The organism is Pandoraea oxalativorans, from assembly GCF_000972785.3.
GTDB lineage: Bacteria > Pseudomonadota > Gammaproteobacteria > Burkholderiales > Burkholderiaceae > Pandoraea > Pandoraea oxalativorans.
Map to the genome: position 1 here is coordinate 254,999 of NZ_CP011518.2, position 20,779 is coordinate 275,777.

Annotated in this window: 12 protein-coding genes and 3 pseudogenes; 6 read left to right on the forward strand and 9 right to left on the reverse strand. The window is 66.7% G+C overall.

What is annotated here, in order from left to right:
- Position 1: 1 nt before the first annotated feature.
- A complete protein-coding gene (locus tag MB84_RS25755) occupies positions 2-1,471 on the reverse strand; it encodes an EscC/YscC/HrcC family type III secretion system outer membrane ring protein (RefSeq protein WP_052654546.1) in 1,470 nt (489 codons plus the stop codon).
- A complete protein-coding gene (locus tag MB84_RS25760; protein WP_052654548.1) occupies positions 1,468-1,869 on the reverse strand; it encodes a hypothetical protein in 402 nt (133 codons plus the stop codon). The genes MB84_RS25755 and MB84_RS25760 overlap by 4 nt, the downstream gene beginning before the upstream one ends.
- An 800-nt stretch (positions 1,870-2,669) precedes the next feature.
- Between MB84_RS25760 and MB84_RS25770 the strand changes: the two genes are divergently transcribed.
- A complete protein-coding gene (locus MB84_RS25770) occupies positions 2,670-4,067 on the forward strand; it encodes a hypothetical protein (RefSeq protein WP_052654554.1) in 1,398 nt (465 codons plus the stop codon).
- Between the two features lie 1,154 nt (positions 4,068-5,221).
- Complete coding sequence (locus MB84_RS25775; protein WP_052654556.1) at positions 5,222-6,391, forward strand: hypothetical protein; 1,170 nt, start codon at positions 5,222-5,224, stop codon at positions 6,389-6,391.
- A gap of 1,087 nt (positions 6,392-7,478) precedes the next feature.
- Here MB84_RS25775 and MB84_RS25780 read toward each other — a convergent pair.
- Both MB84_RS25780 and MB84_RS30815 read right to left on the reverse strand, forming a co-directional pair.
- Positions 7,479-7,631, reverse strand: a complete 153-nt coding sequence (locus MB84_RS25780) for a hypothetical protein (RefSeq protein ID WP_157123006.1) — start codon at positions 7,629-7,631, stop codon at positions 7,479-7,481.
- A gap of 231 nt (positions 7,632-7,862) precedes the next feature.
- Positions 7,863-8,081 carry a hypothetical protein gene (locus MB84_RS30815; RefSeq protein WP_052654560.1) on the reverse strand — a complete coding sequence of 73 codons (219 nt, stop codon included), beginning with the start codon at positions 8,079-8,081 and terminating at the stop codon, positions 7,863-7,865.
- A gap of 1,340 nt (positions 8,082-9,421) precedes the next feature.
- On the opposite strand from MB84_RS30815, the gene MB84_RS25790 reads away from it, so the two are divergent.
- Together MB84_RS25790 and MB84_RS25795 are read left to right on the forward strand one after the other, a co-directional pair.
- Positions 9,422-9,709, forward strand: a complete 288-nt coding sequence (locus MB84_RS25790; protein ID WP_157123008.1) for an ATP-binding cassette domain-containing protein — start codon at positions 9,422-9,424, stop codon at positions 9,707-9,709.
- Between the two features lie 773 nt (positions 9,710-10,482).
- A complete protein-coding gene (locus MB84_RS25795; protein ID WP_052654563.1) occupies positions 10,483-11,130 on the forward strand; it encodes a DUF1281 family ferredoxin-like fold protein in 648 nt (215 codons plus the stop codon).
- A 1,436-nt stretch (positions 11,131-12,566) separates the two neighbouring features.
- Here the strand turns inward: MB84_RS25795 and MB84_RS31825 are convergent.
- From MB84_RS31825 to MB84_RS31220, 4 genes and pseudogenes are all read right to left on the reverse strand, one after another.
- A complete protein-coding gene (locus MB84_RS31825) occupies positions 12,567-12,944 on the reverse strand; it encodes a transposase (protein ID WP_084010156.1) in 378 nt (125 codons plus the stop codon).
- A 305-nt stretch (positions 12,945-13,249) separates the two neighbouring features.
- Positions 13,250-13,807: pseudogene (locus MB84_RS31830) on the reverse strand (IS110 family RNA-guided transposase); the annotation flags it as partial.
- Between the two features lie 39 nt (positions 13,808-13,846).
- Positions 13,847-13,990: pseudogene (locus tag MB84_RS31835) on the reverse strand (IS3 family transposase); the annotation flags it as partial.
- A pseudogene (locus MB84_RS31220) lies at positions 13,989-14,430 on the reverse strand (IS3 family transposase); the annotation flags it as partial. The pseudogenes MB84_RS31835 and MB84_RS31220, both read right to left, overlap by 2 nt.
- 987 nt (positions 14,431-15,417) lie before the next feature.
- Here MB84_RS31220 and MB84_RS30220 point away from each other — a divergent pair.
- Both MB84_RS30220 and MB84_RS25820 read left to right on the forward strand, forming a co-directional pair.
- On the forward strand, positions 15,418-15,918 hold the full coding sequence (locus tag MB84_RS30220) for a hypothetical protein (RefSeq protein ID WP_157123010.1): 501 nt from the start codon (positions 15,418-15,420) through the stop codon (positions 15,916-15,918).
- Positions 15,919-17,559: 1,641 nt separating this feature from the next.
- Positions 17,560-19,500 carry a hypothetical protein gene (locus MB84_RS25820; RefSeq protein WP_157123012.1) on the forward strand — a complete coding sequence of 647 codons (1,941 nt, stop codon included), beginning with the start codon at positions 17,560-17,562 and terminating at the stop codon, positions 19,498-19,500.
- Positions 19,501-19,628: 128 nt separating this feature from the next.
- Here MB84_RS25820 and MB84_RS25825 read toward each other — a convergent pair whose 3' ends face one another.
- Positions 19,629-20,735 carry an IS5 family transposase gene (locus MB84_RS25825; RefSeq protein WP_044454374.1) on the reverse strand — a complete coding sequence of 369 codons (1,107 nt, stop codon included), beginning with the start codon at positions 20,733-20,735 and terminating at the stop codon, positions 19,629-19,631.
- Positions 20,736-20,779 lie beyond the last annotated feature (44 nt).

Genomic DNA, 20,779 nt, shown 5'->3' on the forward strand with positions numbered 1-20,779 from the left:
GTTACACCTGACGCGGTTCGGCTTTGATGAGGAACAAGCGGATCACGCTGCGCTCGTTCTTGGCGGTGTTACGGAACAAGCCCCCGATCAGGGGGATGTCACCGAGCAACGGAATCTTGCGCTCGCCCTCGGTGTGTTCGTCTTGCACGAAGCCGCCCAGCAGCAGCGCTTGGCCGATGTTCAGCGTGGCCTGCGTGGCGATTTCGGCGTTCTGCACTTGCGGCAGCGGCTCGGCGAGGCTCAGCGGTTTGTCCTGGCGCCCGTCCTGAATATTGAGCGTGAGCAGCACCCGGTCGCCACTCGGCTCGTGAATGATGCGCGGCGTGACCCGCATCAGCGCCCCCGCGGTGATCGCCTGCAGTTGGGCGCTCTTCTCGCTCGACACCTTGGTGTAGAACGTAATGCTGCGATCGAGCACGGCCTGCACGTTATCGAGCGTGACCACCGAGGGCCGCGAGACGATCTTGGCCTTCGAGGTTTCGGTCAGGGCGTGAATGCGCGCCATGAAACTGCCCGAGTTGGGGACCAACGAGGAGAAGCTGTCGGAGCTCATCGTGCCTTGGTTAAAGCTCACCGAGCCGCCGCCGATGTTGGCCGCGGCGGACCAATCGATGCCCAACTGATTCACGTCGCCCGCGTTCACATCGATGATGGCCACCGAAATCTCCACGAGCGTGGGGCGTTGGTCCAATTGCGGGATCAGCACCTCATACACACCCATGTTCTTTTTGCGATCGCGCACCAACACGGCGTTTTGCCGCGTGTCGGCGGAGAAGGTGGGCAGTCCGCCGGTGTCCACGGGCATCGCCGACTTGTTATCCGGGATCGGCATGGCGCGGCCTTGCGCCATCTCGCGCAGCACCGAGGTCACCCCCGGCACGATGACGTTCTGGCTGCGATAACCGTAGCTGCTGTCGGCGGCGTTGGCGTACTTGAGCGGGAAGATCGCGATCGTTTCTTTGTTTTGCTCCTGATTCAGGTTTTGATCGTCGAGCTGTTTGGCCAACACGCCCACCCGACTCAGGCAGACCGGCACGCCGCTGATTTGCAGCGCATTCCCGCCCACCGCCTGCACCCGACACGCCGTGGGGTCCATCTGCCGACTCTGGCCGATCAAGCGCGAGAGCTCGGCCCCGCTCAGGTAAGCGGGCGTGAGCAAGGTCTGGCCCATTTCTTCAGCCTTATAGATGTACAGCGTGTTGCCGTCGTAATACGGCGTGAGCTGGTACAACCGCGCGAGCTCGCCGAGCGCGCGCCCCGGCGGCGTGTCTTGCAGCGTGCCGGCATAGGCCTCCGTGATCTTGGGGCTCACCACCACCGGCAGGCCGTAATTCGCCCCCAAGTCTTTGAGCACCGAGGCGAGCGGCGTGTTGCGGCTCGAGATAAAGAAGGCCGGCCCCCGCCAAGCAATGGGCTCGGCGCACACGTTCGTGCAAATCAAGGCTGCGGCGATCAGGCTGGGGTACTTCATACAAATCTCCCGATGAGGGGGGCGGGCGCCCGCGCAGCGCGCTCGCGGGGCACAAGTAACGCAGCCATGCTCTGCTGCTGCTTGACAAGCAGGTCCAACTCCACTTCGGTCAGCGACGTCGGATAGCGACGCAACAGCCACAGGCGCGACTCGGCCACATAAAGCGCGTCGTCGCACACCTCCGCCAGGCTCGCCAGTAGCAAGCACGCCTGCGCGGCTTGCGGCACCGGCCAGTCGAGCGAAAGCGCCACCGTGAGGCCCGTGGCGAAGCGGCGCGCCCGCACGTCGCGCGTGCCCAGCACGCCGGTGAGAACGGTACGGGCGACTGACCAGTGCGGCCGCTCAAGGCGGTGGGCCAGCCAATGCAGTGCGGCGGAGGGGTCGAGGTGTTTGCTCATGGGGCCATACTGCCGATGCGCCGGCCAACCACGTATCAGGCCGATACCTGAATTCCGGACATAACTATCGGGTTTTGACGGGGCGCGCGACCGGTGCGGGGCAGCGACGGGCGCGGCGCGTCGGACCCCGGCGGGGCGGGCGACTCAGCGGCGCTCGGGGGCATTCAGGGGCACTGGGGGGCATTCAGCGGCGAGCGGGCGCGCCGTGACGGCGGACGGCACCGAGTCCACTCGCGCGCACGCCGATCAAGACGCGGGGGTCGACGCGCCAGGCCGCCGACGCCCGGCAGACGCCCCCCGGTCGGTCACCGCAAGCCCCCCGTTCGCCCGCGCCGTCGACGCCGTTCGGCAGGCCACGATCGCCCCCGCGCGCGCCGCGGCACGCGACGGGCCACCGCCCGTCGGGCGCGCGGGACCGGCCGATCGACACGGCGCGCCCGTGTGATGACGCGACCCGATTCGCTGCTCCCCGCCGGCTCGCCACGAGACGGCGCGCGGCAACTCAGGTGTTGACCCGATCGTGGCCGGGCCGCGGCGGCGGACAATGGCAGCAAGACTTGCGCCGTGACGGGCGCCGAGCGGCCCGAGGTGGCATGCCGGCGCCGCGCCGATGCGCTGCGCGCCACCGCCGAGGCGAAACGCCGGCGGTGCGCGCCACATGCGTTCGGTACGCGCCGGCCGCCCCGGTGGCGCGACGGTCCCTCAACACGTTCAGGCGAGCCCCGCGTCACGGCGTCGCCGGCACCGCGGCAGCAGCCTCCCTCGCGAGGCACTGCGGCTCATCCTTCAGGAGCTGGTTTATGTTCAAGGTTGGTAGCGTCGCGCTCCTCCACCACGGCGGTTTCCCGCCGCGGGACGATTGTGAGAAGGAGTTCTTGGCCACGCTGGACACGGTGCGGTTCTCGGACCCGGCCTCCGTCGGCCGCGCCTATCGGAAACTCAGCGCGTTGCCCTTTTTCGAAGGCACCTGGGATAAGCTCCTTCACAAAGGTCATAAGGCGGACAACCGCAGGGCCGTCGTCACGCTGGCGTTTTACAAGCGCGCGATGGAACGGGGCGAGGATCCGACGAACGTGCCGGGAGACCACCACGCGGCCCTGACCCTGCTGGCGAACAATCTCTCGGCCATGGGGGAAACGGCGCTCAACCAAAGTGTGGCCCCGGGACACGAAGCCCACGAAGCCACCAACCCGTTTTCGCGATACCTGGGATTGTCGGAACGCCATCTCCTGGCAGCTCTGGTGCGCCTTGCACAAGCCGACACGCACGCCCCGGGCTCCCCGGAGTGCGCGAAGGCCAACACCGCGGCCGCCGAACAGTTCGCCGCGGCCTCGCTCCGGTACGCCGGGCGCGCCACCCAGCCTACGTGGGCAGCGTTGACCCAAAGCACCCGGTACCGCAGCGCCGACGCCACGTTAGCGTCAGGCCTCGCGCACTGGGAGGGCCAGCGACCGGCGTCCGCGGTGATGGCCTGCCTGTCGGCCCTCGACACATTCACGACCTTGGCGCTGCCCGAGCCGGCCGCGCGGGCCCGCGAGGCGCTGAACACGATCGTCGCCGCGGTTGCGATGCAGGATAATACGCAGGCGCTACTCGAAGCGCTCGCGAAGCGCCGTGCCACGGGGCAGCAATTCGAGACGCTCGCGAGCCTCCATGAGCACGCCGGTCAACGCACTCTGGCCCAGACCGCCCTGCGGCATGCCGGGCAGGTGTATTCACAACGCGGGGAGGACGACGCCGCCCAGCGCTGTTATATCGATGCCGGTACGCTTGATCTGGCGGCAATCTCATCGGAGCGGATCGCCCACGCCGCTCCCGACCACCGTCGGGCCCTGCAGGCGTACCGGCAGGCCATCGAACTTTTCGACAAGGCGGGCCTCCCCAAGGAAGTCGAAAGGGTCCGTGCCCGGGCCGCCGAAGTCGAGGCGACGCAGCGCGCGTCAGTCCGTGAAGCCGCCAAGCCCACGCCGGTCGCGCGCGCCGAACCCGAGACCACCGGCTCGCCCGACGCGCAGGTCAAGCGACCCGCACCGCAAGCGGTCCCCGATGTCCATCAAGCGCTTGAGCCGGCGCCGGTCGCGAGCGTCGAGCCCGAGACCACCGGCACGCCTGACGCGCGGGTCGAGCGACCCACGCCGCAAGCCGCAAAGCTAGGTGCAGGGCGGCCGCTGCCCCCCCCGGGCCCCGACGTCGGTTGAGCCGCCGCGCCGGAGCCGCGCGCCGTGCTCATGGCCTTTCACGCCCCTGCCGCGACCGCATGGTGCTCGCCCGGCCACACCGGGCGCTCGCAAGCTCCCTGGCACCTGCCGCCGGTACCCTTTGGCAGCGGGAGAGGGCGCCGGTAGCTCGTCAAGGACCGGCGCCGCAAGGCGCACTTTGACAAGTCCCCGCCTAAGAAGCGGCGCCTGAGGCTCACGCAACGCGAGCGAAACCCGATCACTATCCCCATCGTTATCGCCGCGACGGCGCCGGTCACCATCACGCAGCCTCCCGTGCACGCCCGGAGGGAACCGTTCGGCACCGGCGGGGCCTGGGGCCGCGGGCCGGAAGCCGCGAGCCTTTTGAGTGCCGTGAACAACGCCGGCCAGCGGGGGCCGTCTGCCGAACCGGAGTGCCCTGTGCCACGACGACGGCGAACGCGAGCGTTGCCCCCGCCCACCCACCGCGCCCGCGGGATCGCACGCGTGCCCGGCAGGGCGGGTCGCCGACACGCGTGGCGCGCAGAGGCGATGGTCGCGTGATAGCGTGGTAGCGTGGGCCGCCGGCACGGCCCACCTGCGCCGTCAAGCGGGGCGCGCGTGCGGGCCCCCCGGCCTCGTGAGACCGCGCCGAGCGCTGACGGGGCGGGGGCGGGGCGCGATCGCCCTCACGCGTGCCGCAGCCCCGCGACGCGCCACACCCCGGCGGGCTCGCGTGGGCGGCGCACGCCGGGGTGCGGGCCGCCGCCGCGCGGCGCGCGGGTCGAGCCGTTCGACACGGCGCGCCCGTGTGACGGGCGCCGAGCGGTCCGAGGGTGGCACGCCGCCGTTCGGTGTGCCCGTCTCGAACCCGTCGCGGGTCGCCCGGGCTCGCCGCCGGCATTTTTGTCGGCCGGCGCGCTGGGCTCTCGGATGCCGACATACGACGGGGCGTCGGCCGCGATGACGGCGGCCGGCGCCGCGCCGACGCGTTGCGAGCCACCGCCGGGGAGAACGACAGCGGTGCGCGCCCCGCGAATTCGGTACGCGCGAGCCGCCACGATGGCCCGACGGTCTCTCAACACATTCAGGCGGGCCCCAAGTTACGGCGTCGCCGTCACCGCAGCAGTGGCCTCCGTCGCGAGGCACTGCGGCTTATTTGTCCGGAGCCGGTTATGTTCAAGGTCGGTAGCGCCGCTTTTCTCCGCCACGGGGGGTTCCCGCCGCAGCAGGATGATCACGACAAGAAGTTCGCGGACAGGCTGGCCCAGGTGCAGTTCTGGGATGCGGCCTCGGTCGGCCGGGCCTATCGCGAACTCACCAAGCTGCCCTTTTTGGAAGCCACCTGGGATCGGTTCGTGCACCGCGGTCATAAGGCTGACAACCTGAAGGCCGTCGTCACGCTGGCGTTTCACAAGCACGCAATGGAAGAGGGCAAGAATCCGGTGAACGTGCCGGGGGACTACCCATTGGCCCTGCTCACGCTGGCGGGCAATCTCTCGCCCATGGGGGAAGCGGCGCTACGGCAAAGTCTGCCCCCCGAACACGATAACAACGCCACCCCCAACGCCTTTACGCAATACCTGGCTTTGCCGCACCGGCATCAGCTGGCAGCCCTGATACACCTTGCGCAAGGCGGCGCGCACGCCCCAAGCTCCCCGGCGTGCGCGAACGCCAACAACGCGGCCGCCAAAGCGTACGCTGCGGCCGCCAAAGAGTTCGCCAACCATCTTTTTTGCGCAGACCTGGCCGAAGACACCCGGCGACGCGGCGCCGACGCCGAGTTGGCGTGCGGCCTCGCGCACTGGCACGGCGGGCGCGCCGCGCCCGCGGTGATGGCCTACCTGTCGGCCCTCGACACGTTCACGGCCTTGGCGCTGCCCGAGCCGGCCGCGCGGGCCGGCGAGGCGCTGAACACGATCGCCGCAGCGGTTGCGATGCAGGGTGATACGCAGGCGCTACTCGAAGCGCTCGCGAAGCTCGGTGCGACGGCCAAGGAATTCGAGACGCTCGTGTGTCTCTATGACGCGGCCGGTCGACGTTCGTTGGCCAAGACCGCTTACTTCTATGCCCGGCGGGCGTATGAACTACGCGAGGAGGACGAAGCCGCCAAGCGCGCGTTTGTCCATGCCGATGCGCTTGACCTGGCGGGGGCCGCATCGGAGCGGATCGCCCGGGCCGCCGAAAAGACGGCGGGGCGGCGCGCATCAACCGGTGGGCCGCCGGTCCCGCTCGAGGCGGGGTATTCGGAGGCGCCTGACGCGCGGGTCGAGCGATCCACGCAGCAAGCCGCAAAGCAAGGTGCAGGGCGGCCGCTGCCCCCCCCGGCCGCCGGTGTCGGTTGAGCCGCCGCGCCGGAGGCGCACGCCGTGCTCATGGCCTTTCAAGCCCCTCCCGCAACTGCCGGGTGACCGCCCGGCTACACCGGGCACTCGCAACCCGCGCGGCATTTGCGGCCGGTCCCCTTTGGCTGCGGCAGGGGCGCCGGCGGGACATCCAGGACCGGCGCTCCAAGGCGGACTTTGACGAGGCCCCCCAACGAAGCGGCGCCTGAGGCTCACGCAACGCGAGCGAAACCTGACCTGTCACACCGTTATCGCCGCGACGGCGCAGGGGGCGTCACGCAGCCCCCGTGCAAGCCCCCCGGACGGCACCGCTCGGCACCGGCGCGGCCGGTGACCGCGGGCCGGAACCCCGGCCCTTTTGCGTGCGCTGCACCACGCCGGCGGGCAGCGGCCGTCCGCCGAACCGGAGCGCCCTGTGCCACGACGACCGCGAACTCGAGCGTTGCCCCCGCCCACTCGTTGCGCCCACTCGATGCGCCCGCGGGATCGCACGCGCGGCGCGCAGGGCGGGTCGCCGGCTCGCGTGGCGCGTAGAGGCCGGTAGCGTGCTAGCGAGGGCCGCCGGCGGGGGCGGGCGCGCCCGGTGCGCGTGGGCCGGCGGCCACGCCGGCATGGCGCAAGTCAGCGGGCTGCCGAGCCCGACCCATGGTGCGCCACGCCACGCGCGGCCCGAGGGGGACCGCCCGAGGCGGACCACTCGGCCGTCGTGCGGGCAGCCTCACCTTGGGTCGGCCGCGGGGATCGCGAGGCAGCGGCCGTGCGTCACCGATGTTGCGCAGCCCGGGTGCACACCACACGGCGCAAAGCAACCCAGCGCACCCCCACACAACACAACACAACGCAAAGACGAGACGAGACGCAACGGTTCCCGGGTACGCCCCCACGGCTTGCGAATCGCTGACCGACCCACGGTCGGCCGATTTACGCAGTCCCCACGGGGCCCCGTCACCGCGACGACGGCCCGGTCATCGGCCCGGTGAGCGGCCCGGTGAGCGTGGTCACCCCCCCGGCCTGCCCAACGCCGGGCGCGCCGGCAGACGTCTTGTGTCGGACGTGTGTCCGTCTTGTGTCGCGGGCACCGAGCCCCCTACACCGTAGGCGCTTTCATGACAAGGTCTCCGGCCAGCCAAAGTGTCGCCGCCAATACCACGCCGATGCCGGCGATCAGAGCGATCGTCTCGGTACGCCGCGCGTTGGTGCGCGCCCCGAACCGCTTGACGTTCGCCGCGGCCTCGGACACGTCGATACTCGGCGGCCCACTCGAGCCCGCCGCGGACGGCCGGCGACGAAACCATCGCCTTCGCATGAACACCTCGCGTTTGGATGAAGGTCACGATTCGGCCCCCGTTCGCAGCGCGCATCGGGGGCGTTCTTAGTCCTACTAACCGGCGTCGTTTCACACGATCGCTTGAAGCGACGCTTTCGCATCGCGCGCCGCCCTCGAGGGGCGCAGGGGGCGCTGCAGGGTGCGTCACAGCTCGCCTTGGACAAACAGGATCGACACCGTGACGCATGCCGCCACGGCCATTATCCCCAGCATCCGCCCAATGGAGACACGGCGACGCCCTCGCGGCAGCCCGCGCGGCGGCGTCGCCACGACGTCAGGTGTCATCACCCTCAAGAAGGCGTCGAGATCCCGATTGTCATGAAGCGACGCATGATCCTCCTCATGACGACGCCAATGAATCATTCCTCACCCCCGTGCGTTTGCGTATTTGTCAGCGAGTGTATGCGCACTTCGCGTCACTAAGCTATCGGATTTCACGTGCTTCTTTCGTTTTGCCCGGGGTACCGCGAATTCGCCGCGCCACGAGCGAGTCGGGCGGCCCCATGGATTGACCGCGTCGCGCCTGCCCGGAGCAGCGAGCACTCACCACCGGCCCGCACCCCAACGCACCGCACAACCACGTCGATGCTCCACCACACGCGCAGCCCGCGCTGCCACGTCGACACGCCGACACACCGACACACCGACACGTCGGCGACATCGGAAGCCCCGCGCTGATTCGGCCGGTCGGCCTGGATTGGACGATTGGCCCGGTCCCGCGGACGCGGTGCCAAGCCCTCGGCAATCGTCGTGTGAACCCGTTTGCCGCGAACCGCCCCTTGAGCTCCCACGCATTGCCCCCGCCCCTGCAGCAGTCGGCCGCGCATGCAGCGCCGCCCCATGATGCGTGCCCGGGTCATCGGCTTGCCAACCGTGTCCGCGCCGTAGACCGGCATATTAAACCGCACGTTAAACCGGGGCGAACAACGGCGCGGGCCCGTTTTGACTCGATCGTGCTTTAGTCGCGTCGCGGGACTTCGGCAGCCACGCCGCAGGCGTGTTTGACTGCCATTGTCGACCCCCTCTTTGCGCGCGCCAACAGGTCCGCACCTGACATGACGCCGGCACCGATGTACCGCGCGACGCCCCACCGCCCACGTTTGCGCGCCACCGGCGTGAGCTCGAGCCGATGCGGGCCGATGCCGGCCCTCTCCGCGGGCGGCACGGGGCTGGGTGGGCTTCGTCAGGCTTCGTGGGGCGCCGCGCCGAAACCGCCGATAAAACGATGCTGCCACGCCTCGGCCGCGAGACTGCGGCCTTCACCGGCGGCGAGCGGCTCAAGCCCCCGCCGCACCGCCGTCGCGAGAGCCGGCCGTCGTGAGAGCCGACGGTCGTGAGCGCCGGCGGGCGCGTCGATCGGCCGAGACCGAACCGTTTCGCCCGCTCCGGTGTGCCGGTCGTGCCTTCGTTCTCACGCGGGGAAACGGGCTTGAGCTGCGTCGGCGCGCCCCTTCGCAGCGACTCGGGCGCTGCCCGTGCGCCGCCGGTGTGCTTAACGTTGCGGTTGCGCTCGCGCGCGTCATGCCACCGAACCCGGTCCACACTCTGCGCTCGGCCGGCAGGGTCGAGTCGGCCCACGGCGCGGCGAGACGGCGCAAGCCCGCGTCGGCTTGACGCAAACGCTTCACACGGTTCGGTCGAGCGCGCAGGCGCCACGCGAGCTGACGTCGGGGCGCTCCACGAACCCGCTTCGCCGAATGCGCATGACTGACAACCCGATGTTCGCTTTGCAAGACGTTGCGCTCGCGGGCCAAGGGCGTACGCTGCGCGCGCCACTCGCGCGGGCACTCGCCGCCGGCCAGGTGCACGGACCGATCGGCCACAACGGCTCGGGCAAGTCGAGCCCGATCAAGTGGCTCGCGCGCCGCCACGCCGGCCATGTCGGTTTTCTTCGAGGTCGACAGGCGCTTGGGCTGTGCGGGCGCGCGGGCCGCTGCGGGGCCGCCCGTTCCCGCCGTCGCAAAGCCCGCGCGTGCGCTCGCAACCGCTAACGCAAACGTTTGCCGGGCGGCGCCCGACAGCGTCGAAGTCACCCCTCAGGCGCGCCCGCGAAGCGGACGCATTCTCCCTGGCGCACCGCACGTCGCGCGCGCCGCGGGCGTCTCGTTTCGCTTCGGGGCCGTGCGCGTTGGCTCGGGTACCGCGCTCAGGCCGCTGCCGCGAGCCGGCCCCCGTGAAGCGCCGCGCTCATGCAGGCCACGCCCGGTCTTGCCACCGATGGCGAGTGTTGAGCTTGCCCGTGCCCGGCGCGGGCCGCGCATTGCCCGAACGAAGCAAGCTTGCCATTGCCCGGGGTCCGATGCCTCGCCCCCCGGGCCGAGCGTGTCGCGCATCGCGCACCGCGATGCCGTGCTTCAGCCGCCGCCGGCCACGCAGACGGTGCGGCGGCACTCGCCCGCGAAACTCGATCGGGGGCCGACTGCCCGCGCCGGCGAGAATGACACACGGCCCCTTCGCAACACCGGCATGCGTGCGCGCCTGGGTGGTCTGCCGCGGTCATTGGCAAAACCCGAAAGAAGCGCGCCCGGTGAACCTGTATAACCGTTATCGCGCTGCTTGCCGCATTGTCCGCAACCGACGCAGCACGCACTCGCGGCTTGCCGGTGGCGCAGAACCGCTTGCACCGGCCGACACGGCACCGGCATCCCGGGGGCGGCGGCTTCATCGCCGACCTTGCCGTCCTCCTGGGATTTCGGCGCGCGCGCCGAGTGTCGTGTGAGTGCCGGATTAAACAGCCAGATCGAACATCATGAGGGAACGACACATGGCAAATTGGGTCACCACTAAGATTGCAGCACCGCCGCACGTCCTCGCCGCGCTCCTGAACACGGACCGCGTCGTCGACTTCTCACGGATCGAGGCGTTCTCGGGCACCTTCGCGTGGAACAGTGTTCACAGGGCTGCCGAGACGTTGGCTGAGATCGTGGTCGGGCGGCCGCTCTCCGACCACCCGGAGCTCGCCGCCTTGGAGGCCGAAAATCGTGCCGAGGCGACGCTCGGCGCGCTGACCGACGAAGCGTTCGAGCAGTTTGTGCAGATGCTGCGCAATCACCGCCACTGCGGCTTCTTCCACGAGGCGGACTTCGCATACGAGCGTTGGGGCACGGCACGTAACGCCGTCGAGTCGTCAGTGGACTTGGCCGCCGGCACGGCCTCGTTCCAAACCGCGTGGGCGTGCCCGACACCGGTGCTTTACGCGCTATCGAAGCAATTCCCCGGCGATAGGATCGACATCCAATATGCGGACGAGGACGTGGGGCGCAACTGTGGCATGTTCGCGTTGCTCGGTGGCGAAGTCGTTCAAAGCGACATCGCACCCCTATGGGACGAACCGGACGACGGACGAAGTGAGTTCTGGCACCGTTTCGCGTGTGCGCTCACAGGCCGCGATCCGGACGCTATTGAGGATTGACGCGGGGGTCACGCGCCAAGGGGTGTCGCGACAATCTTGGCGAGGCATGCGGGCGCCCCGTGTCCGCGGACGGTCAAGCCGTGCAATGAATCGCCCCGTGACGGGTTGCCCGGACGTCGGACAGCGCGGCACCGCAGAGCGACGACCTCTTTGAGGGGGACTGTCCATTTTGGGAGCCACTCGTGTGGGCGCAGAGGTCCGAGCGCGGCGTGGCGGCGGACCGCTCGAGGATCCTTCGCGGGGTGATCAAGTGGCGGCCGGTTTTCGCGACAGCGAGGCGTCGCTGGCGGCGCCCCGTCGGGGATTGCCGGCGCACGGACGGGCGTTATCTTCGGGGCAGGGGGCACCGGGGCTGGCGCCCGTGCCCCTCGCGGGCGGGGGAGCGGGCGGGGCACGCCGCACGCCGTCACCGTTGAGCGACGACAGACGCGGCGGGGCGACCCGCGCCGCGCAGCAACCGCCGGGCGCCCCGCGCGAGACCTCCCCTGCCGATCCGCCAGCTCCAGTCCCCGAAACCACCGCGTCGCACAGGCCCCCCGCGCAATCCCACGGCGCGTCGGCGCCCAGCCCGGGTTTTCAGAATTTCCGTGGTGTGTCCCTCGTCCCGGGCGACATCCACGCCCTGCCGATGCGTCGCACCCAGCACAGGCGTGCCCGCGAGCGTCGCCGTGCGTGCCCCGCTGAGCAGTGCGATGCATTGCCGGCGCAAACACCCCCGCACCCCCTGGCTTCGCTTCGGCGTCACGTCGTTATCGTGTCGGTGCCCTTGGAGTTCGTGCGCAAGCCGAAGCTCGCGTCGGCACAGCGCCCCCCGGATCGTTCGGCGCGTGCCCGAAGGAAAGACCTGCAGTCAGGAGAGGGCCGGCCGGTTTGGCACGGACCGATCAACGCGCTATCGTGTGCTCTCGCCACGCTTAAGCGGACGGCACGCCCGTGCGGCGATCCAGGCCGCGCCGAGCCACCGCACGAATGCCCAACTTCGCGGGCCGATTCGCCGGCCAGTTCGCCGGACGATTCGCTGGCCAAAGACGCGGCCCGAGCGTCGTGCTCAACGCAGGCCACGGTGCGGCGTTTTTTTACGCCCGCCGGGGCAGTGGCTTCCGGCAATGCGGTTCGGCAGAGCCTCACTTCAGGTGTTCACCTGATCCCGCCGCCGCCCAGGTGTCGTCGATACTTCACTCAACGGTTGACGCCATGCCGTGAAAGCGTCGACGACAGCTCAGAGGCGCCATCACGGCCGTGCGCGGCGCGACATGATTACGGGCTGATGACGCTGCGATTTATCGCAGCGGTGACACCCATGGCGAGGGTGGAGCTTCCGATTTGGCCGTGGTTTGGCCGTGCTTTGAGAATAGCACCGGTGCAGTGGATGCGTCCGGTGCACGGTTGGTCCTCTGCTCACCGCCCCCCGATGGTGATGCAGATTTGCCCGCAGCTTATCGCTGCGGGTTTTTTTTCCCCGCCGTGAGCGTCTGTCGCTCGCGCAAGGCCGTGGAATTTCCCGACCTTGGCTCCTCGCACTTCGAGCTCATTTCGCTCTTTTTGTGGGGGACTTTGCCGCCCCCATGGGGCGGCTTTTTTTTGGTCCATTGCGCTCGACAAGGAAAAGCCGCGCGGATTTTGAACAACGCATATGCCTCGTCGCGGTATCCGTAAGCGCGGCGTTTAATAACCTTGACGGTGGCGTTGAGGGCCTGAACGCCACCGGTGCCAAGTGGGGAGCGGCCGCGCGCCAGGATTGCGTGCCAGTCACCTTGCAGACGCCGCCCGAATAGTTTCAGCGCACCGATACCGCGCTCGTTGGCTCGAGCAATCCCTTGCTGCCTTGCCTGTTACACCCGGGCCAGCTTTCTGAAGCCCACCGTCGCTTAAGTTCGTGGTGTAGCCAATAGACGCACCACAGCGGCGGGTTGGCGCGCAGCAGTTCACTCACACGCACGGACTGTTCCGGCCGTAGCTTCCCTGGACTGCACAAGCGCAGCCGCCAGCTTGATGGGCGGACTTTGCCTGCAGGCCGGTGACCCATGACCCGTCGAGACGAAAGGGATGCTCCCGCGGGCGAGGCGTGCGCGGCGTCTTCCTCTGACTTGGCAACGTGCGAGCACTCTTGGACTTACGCACCGTGCGCTCGCTCAAGCACTGCCGCCATTTGGGGGCCAACGCCGAATCGCTCTCGAAGCCTTTTGGCATCCGTTTTCGTTAAGCGTTCGAGCATCGTGCTGAGCGTCGCGAGTTCCTCCGCGAGCGCGAGGTAGCGCTTTGCCGGCAGGCGCACCGAAGTCGCCAGTGTCCGCAACATTGGCGTATCTCCTAACGAACGCAGCGTTGCGCAGTGAGCAACGCACTCCGGAGTCTTTGTCCCTAGAAACCGTTCTCTGATGTCCTGTGGTGCATTTATCAGTAGGGCTCGTCATTGGTTGAGTGCCTGAGTCTGAGCCTTGCCGCCGCTGCGACGTGCAACTGATCCGGTTCGCATTGCCTCAGCCGCGCCCGACTGCTCTTTGGGAATCGCATCGGCTCGTCCGGCGAGGACCGCTCACGCGGCATTTTGCGCCTCCCTCGGATTGGATTTTCCACGGGACCGACGCGCCGCACGATCAGGGCGATGGACCTCCGGCACCTCGATCTCATCATCTCGCAACACTCGGGCAAGACCTGCGCCATAGGTGTCGGTCCCGTGTTGATTTTCGCCCAATGTAGACCGGGGGGCATGCGGCTATTTTCTTGGACTGTTGTGCCTCGTCAGGCGGAGGCTTTCACGGTACTCGGTGGGACTGAGACAGCCAAGGGAGCCTTTGATCCGTTTCTCGTTGTACCAGCGGACGTAGGCGTTCAATATCGCAACGAACTGCGCGAGGGTCGACGTCCGACTTTCGCGCCAACGCCTGTGCACTTGCTTCACGTGTGCGGCGTTCATCCACGGCGGCCGGTGCGGTCCGTCAATGTCGCGGCGGGTCGCCCCGCCTTGCCAAGCGCGCCTCTCCCGGTTTCCGGATAACGCTCGTGAAGCCGCGCCGTCAGTATCCGGCGACACGGACAGCCTCATACCCTGAGCGTGACGGCGAAGCGGCGCCCGTGGTTGACGTAGGGCTCGAGTGCCACGTGCTTCCGGTCTTCCGCATATTTCGGCTTTGCGCGAACATACGCCTGGCCCCAATCGCCCCTCTTCTCCAATTCGTCACCCCCCGCCTTGAGAGCATGCTTCGTCGGGTCACCCAACGGGCGGAGGGTCGCCTTAATCCGCTTGCCGTGTTTGAGCCACAACGCGTCCGCCCGAACGCGCGCTTCGTATGAATACATGGACTACCTCCCGGTAGTCCAAGATGTTGGACGCATCCCCCCCGGCGCAACATCTGGGGAAAATCATCACTTTGGGCGCTTTGATGGCGACCGCCTGGCCGGCCTCGGAAGAAAAAACGTCGCCGATGACCGCGTTCGCCCACCGCACCCCGGCCCCTGAATCCTCACCGCGAGCGGCGTCGCAGCGCCATGCCCACCGGCGCACGGGCCGCCGGGCCGCCGGGCCGCCGGGACAAAGGGACAGGCAAACCAGACAGGCCCGCCGGCGGCACGCTTCAGGTGTTCACCCGAGAGCCACGGGGGCGAGGCGCTCGAGAATATCGTATGCGCACCGGCATTCCCGGTCCTCGCCAATGCAACCCTGCGCAACGCGGCGCCGTTGGCGTCGCCCCCGCAGCCTCAGCAGGCGAGCGGTGATGGTGGTGCTCTGCGGTCCGGCGAAGCGGACAAGCACGCTCGCCATCCTGTTCTCCTTCGCTTACCCCGCGCGACTCAGGCACTGGCGGCGCGGTTCGTTGCGCGCAAGCCCGAGGCCCGCGCCGCGCTCAAGGAATGTCGTGGGCCGCACCCGGTTTGAGCGGCGTTTATGGAACTAAAAATCCGGCGCCGTGCTTGCGCCAGTGGCAGTACCGGCTCATCGAGGGTCCACCATGGGTCATCGGGTATTGGGTTTGCCCGATCCTTCGCACTGACCCAACGACGCATAGCGGACAGACCGCGCTCGGCGTGAACAATAAAATGGTGTCAATCAATCTGAATTTTGAGAGGTGCGTCGTACGCCGAAGTAGTCATTTCCAAAAAAGAGGCGAATGCGGGGGGGCGTGTGCCGAAACTGCCGCCCGCGCCGTCGAAGTCGGGTCAATGTGCTGTTCGTCGGCACAAATTATATAAAGGAAATAAAATGAATTATGGTTTTCGTATGTTAAGAAACGGTGTTTTGGTGTACCAAAAAACAGCGATTGAGACGTATGGTCGCGGCAAAAATGAATGCATCGAAAAAAAAGATTTACGCCAACGCCGGTGTGGCCGATTGGGACGCTGCCATATTTGCCCGAGAAGCCGGACATTGAATCTTACGAAAATCGTTCCGTGGGCAGCGACTCGAGAATTCATAAAAAAACGACAACTGAGATTCGTGTGAATGCAGAGTCTATTGACCCCAACAGATCGTTGAAAGACCAATTTGGGATAGAGCCGCCAATAGGCACTTTGTCGGCATTTGTGTTCGCAGGGGGTCGTGGCTTCCCCTGCACACCGCAGCAAATCAATGAAATTACCAGGCTCCTGTACGATAACACCTGCCTGAAGCACTTTGGCCTTGATCTATTTAAACCCACTACGCATCTGATAGATGTTGCCGGCGCACTGAGAAGCCTTTGGAAACTTGAGTCTCTGTCAATTAAACTTGAGTTCACTGCTACCAATATTAAAAAAATAGCGGGCTTTTTGCTTATCTCGGCAAATCAATTGGGCATTTGCATAATCTAAAAAAACTTGAGATTATTGTTTCTCATACCGACGGTTCTGATAATGAATTATTAAAGATAATTAAAGGAGTGGCGAGCCTGAAAAAATTGGAAATTGTGAGAATTAGTTTCGATTCGAGTGAGCCTCTCACAATTCCCGGGCTTGACCTATTGAAGGCGGAGAGTGAGAAAATCCGGGCGACTGAGTCATTGAGTGTGACGGGCACCTGGGGGGGCAGCAGAATTGTGTTTAAGGACGTTGGCGTGCAAGCTCACCCTTCACGGGATTGGGCAGGCCGGACGCAAGAGGATGTGCGCGTTTCCGCACAGCCCGCTCGTTGGAGAGATCGCGATAAAGCGAAACGCACGAAATGTTGGATTTTTTAGTTGACGGGTTCGGACGGAGTCGATCAACGCTCAGGAACATGATGAAGAGGATGACGTCTCAGAACCCGCTCATCGCCGTGTCGCTTCGTCACGACGTGCAGTGGACCTCCAGTGAGAGGGTGCCCGGGACGAGCGTGGCGAACCCAACTATGCCATCGACGGTCGCCGACGCTGCCGTGCACTGGGTAGGGTACAAAGAACCCTCTGCCATGAACCGCGCGGCGCCCGCACCCTTGTCGTCGGACAAGCATCCCCGCCGCTCCGTGGGCGCCGGAAAGGTCGTTTGCCGTCAATGATCTCGCGGGATGCCTGCAGACTGTCGGCGTTTGCCGGTTACGCTGCGCTTTGGTGCGGACGCTCGGGGCACAGATCGCATGCGGACAATCGGACTCGCGCGACGCGCGCCTGAACCCGCGAGCGAGGCGTGCGAGGTAGAGGACGGCGGCCGCCGCGCCGGTCAGCGGGACGCAGGCATGCCGGGGGCGGGGCAACACGCTCACGGCCTACCGCGTCTTCGGCCCCGGGAAGGCCCGGGTGGCATGCGATGCCGGCGCCGCGTGCCCAACTGACGCAACTGACGCAACAGACGCAACAGACGTAACAGACACAACAGACGCAACAGCGCATGCCACGGCATCAGGTCGTGCGCCGTCCGCCGGCCGGCACCGGGCTTGATTTCAACGGACAGGCGGCGCCCGGACCCGGACCACCGGCGTATGAGGCGCGGCGCGCGCGGTTGGCTTACCCGACGGGGGGGCGTCAATCATGGGATTTTTTCGTACGCCGAGCGCGCAGCGCGTGCGTCGCGCATCACGCTCTGTCACCCGCGACGCTTGACCGCCGCCCGGGTCGCCGGCAAGAAGGGATTGACCGGACGTAGCGACATCGAGATCGAAATCCGCCTCGCCGTTTAGCACGCGCTCGTCCTGTCACGGCGACTGACGCAACGCGGCAACCGGAATAAACACGGCACTGACGCTCGTCGCCCGGAGGTCGCCGGCGGCCGGGCGGCACGTCCTGCCGAACAGGCCTGACCCCTTGCCGAGCGAGCGCAAGTTGATCGACCGGGACGCGCGCATGGCGTGGCGGGCACGCGGGTGACAGAAGAACCCGGGGTTACGGCTTACCGCCCGTCACACGTCTCGCGGACAAGGCGGGGGCCGGTTGGCCGAGCGCCGTCGGCACCGCGCCGCCGCCCCGTGTGACGCCCGGGCCCCGCCGTCCCTTTATCGCGCCGCGCCCGGCGCCCGTGATGCCCTGCCACGTGAGGCGGGGGTTGACCGAACAGCAGCGCGGGTGTGCCGGGGCGATCTTCAGGAGTGCTCAGCACTTCAGGTCTTTGGCCGATGTCGCCGCCGGCGGCGCGCCGGATAAGATCGGGCTCGTGCAGGCGTGCTTCACGCAGGCGTGCCTTGTACGGCCTGTCGACCGGCCACCCGGCCGCGAGCCCCCCCTTGTCGAGGAACCCTTTTCATTGATGACTAACAGCATCTCAAATCTCATCCCGCCTCCCGGCCCAGTGCAAACAATCGCTCCGCACATCGTGCCCGGCTTGGCCGACCTGCCGCACGACCTGGATCTCGAGGATCCGGAGGCCGTCAGCGCGCTGCGCGAGCACCTGCGCGAATCGCCGGAGCTGGCGCACTTCTGCGCGCGGTTCTTTGACAGCGTCGATCCCGACAAGAGTCTGGACGCCTGGATTAACCTGATGCTGTACCGCTGCGCCTATGAACGGCAACAGCGTCCCTGGGGGATTGACCAGCCCGTCGAAGCCGCATGCGAAACGGTGGCCAAACGGTTGTCTCCCGTGGGCCAGGACGAGCTGCTGCAAGCCCCTGACGCTGACGCTGCGCCCCACCCGTTTTCCCAATACCTCGCCGAGGCGGAGCGGCTGTATCTGATCGGCCATCTCTTCCTCCAACGCGGCGAGGCCGAGGCCGACCCCGAAAATTTTGTGCGGGCTGCGGAAGCTTGCGCCGCGGCCACGCAAGCCTACCGCCAGAGGAACGACCCGGAACAGGCCGCCCAAGCCGGCCACAAGACGGTCGAGGCTTACCAGGGCGCAGGCCTGCTCGGCAAAGCGGTGGAAGCCATGGAAATGCCCGCGGAAATCCTCAGCGAGGCCAATTCGCTCGACGAGGCGATACGCGTCTACCTGCGTGTCATTCACGGCTACGAGCTGTGGGCCGGCGCGCTTCGAAAGGACAACGCGCACCAGGCGGCCGAACACGCTTACAACGCGGCCTTGGCCACTTTCAGTACGGTCGCAGAGCTCCACTGCAGGTGCGCCGCCACGCTGCTTCAGAAGGGCGCGGTCACGTTCGCCATAAAAGACTACGAAAAGGCCGTACACCACTACACGCAGGGTAAGCGGCACGGGCTGGCCGCCCAGACCAGTGAGACGGTGGCAAACATCTACCTGCAGAGCGGGCAACCTCAACAGGCCGCTCAACAGCATAAAAATACGGCCCGCGCACATTGGCGTGAGGGGAAGTACCAACTGAGCGCACAGGCTTACGGGAAGTCCCTCGAATTTTATCGCCAGCGGGCCTGGTACGATCGCCTGAGCGCCACCTACCAAGAGATCGCCGAGGCCTGGGCCTGTACCGACGACCCTGAGAGGCACCTGCACACCGCAAACGCCTGGCTGGCGGCGACGGGAGCCGGCATGCGGTGCCATGAGCAAGACACCCACAACCCCGATCCGCTCTCCACGGCCCCTGAGGCGTTCAAGACATTTGAGAAGGAGGCGGCTGAAAAAAACTACGAGAAGGCCGTCGCCGCCTGGGCGGCTGCAGGCACCCCGGAGATCGCCCAGGGCATAGCAACCGCCCTGTCGAAATTCGCGGACGAGTGCACGGCGAACGGCTGGGATGCGCTCGCGGGCTGCGCCTACAGGGACTTGGGGCTGCAGATGCAGGCCGTCGCCGCCTTCACGAAGGCCGCAGGCCGTTACTGGCGAGACAATGCGCTGGGGGACGCGGCAAGATGCCGGTCGGAGGCCGGAAAATGCCACATGAAAGGGGAGTCGTACGGGCATGCCGCAGCCCTTTTCACGGAGGCCGCGGAAACCTACGGGCTTGATAACGCCTGGAACAAAGCCGCAGAAGCATGGCAGCAGGTGGCCAAAGCGCTCGCCGCGGCGGGACAGTACGAAGAGAGCGAAGCCGCCCTCGAGAAGGCCGACGCCGCATACGCGCGCCTAGCAGGCTGTTGAAATACCCCTCGCCGATGTGCGGCGGGGCCTTCGGATGTGGCGATGTGTCGGTTCGGTTCTTGACGATTTAATGCTGCGCGTCCCTAATTCGAGTGAACCCAATGCCATCGTCTCGCCAATTTGCGCCCCTATGCCGCCTTCGCAGCGAGCGTACGCATGCGAGTCAGGTTATAGGCCGCCTGCGTCAACACAAAGAGCTGTTCGATTCGCTCGCGGCCGCGATACATCGCTTGCCGAATTCGGCCTACCGTCTTGCCCCAGCCAAAGACCTGCTCGATGCACTTGCGCTTGCGCTGACTGATGGCGTAACCGGGCCAACGCGTTGTGCGCCCGTCGATTGCCGAGCCGCCGGCTCGGCCGTCGTTTTGCGCCACATGCGGCGTGACACGATTTTCGCGGCACGACGCCACAAAGCCTGCCGTGTCGTAGTTCTTGTCAGCGCCAACGGTGATGGGGCTGTCGGCAAGAAACGCCGCATCGGCGAGCATATGGGTCGCAGCGTCGCGCTCGGCCGTGCCGCTCGCCTGCGTGACCTGGGCGTTGACAACCAGGCCATGCCGGTTATCGGTCAGCACATGCCCCAAATAGCAAAGCACCGCGCCGGTGCCGCGACTCTTGCGAAACAAGCGCGCCTCGCTGTCCGTGCTCGATTCATGCGTCTCGTTGCTGCGTTTCTCGCCGTGCCAGTTCTCGCGCTGGCGACTGCCGCCCTCAGGCGGTGTGTCGTCGTCTGATTTGTCTTTGCGCACGAAGCTCTTGTGTCCCGCCCAAGCCTGAATCAGCGTGCCGTCCACGCTGAAATGCTCGCCCGAGAGGTGGCCACGCGCGTGCGCAGTCTCAACCGTTTCGTTAAACAAACTGACGATGACGTCGTGAACCAGCAAGCGCTCGCGGTTCTTACTGAACGTCGAGTGGTCCCACACGGCATCGTCCATCGCCAAGCCGACGAACCAGCGGAACAGCATGTTGTAGGAGATTTGCTCCATCAGCATGCGTTCGCTGCGAATTGAATACAGCACTTGCAGCAACAGCGCACGAATGAGCTTCTCAGGTGCGATGCTTGGCCGGCCGCCTTTCGCGTCGCTCTCGTACATGCGCCTAAACACGGGGTCCATGCGCTTGAGCGCGTCGTTCAGCCAGTTCCGAATCGGCCGCAACGGGTGGTTCGCTGGCACAAAGTTATCCAGCGTCGTCACTGTGAACATCGACTCGGTGTAGCTGTCCGCTCCGCGCATCGTTTCTGTCTCGGTGTTGTTCGGTTCTTCGTTTCAACGTTTAC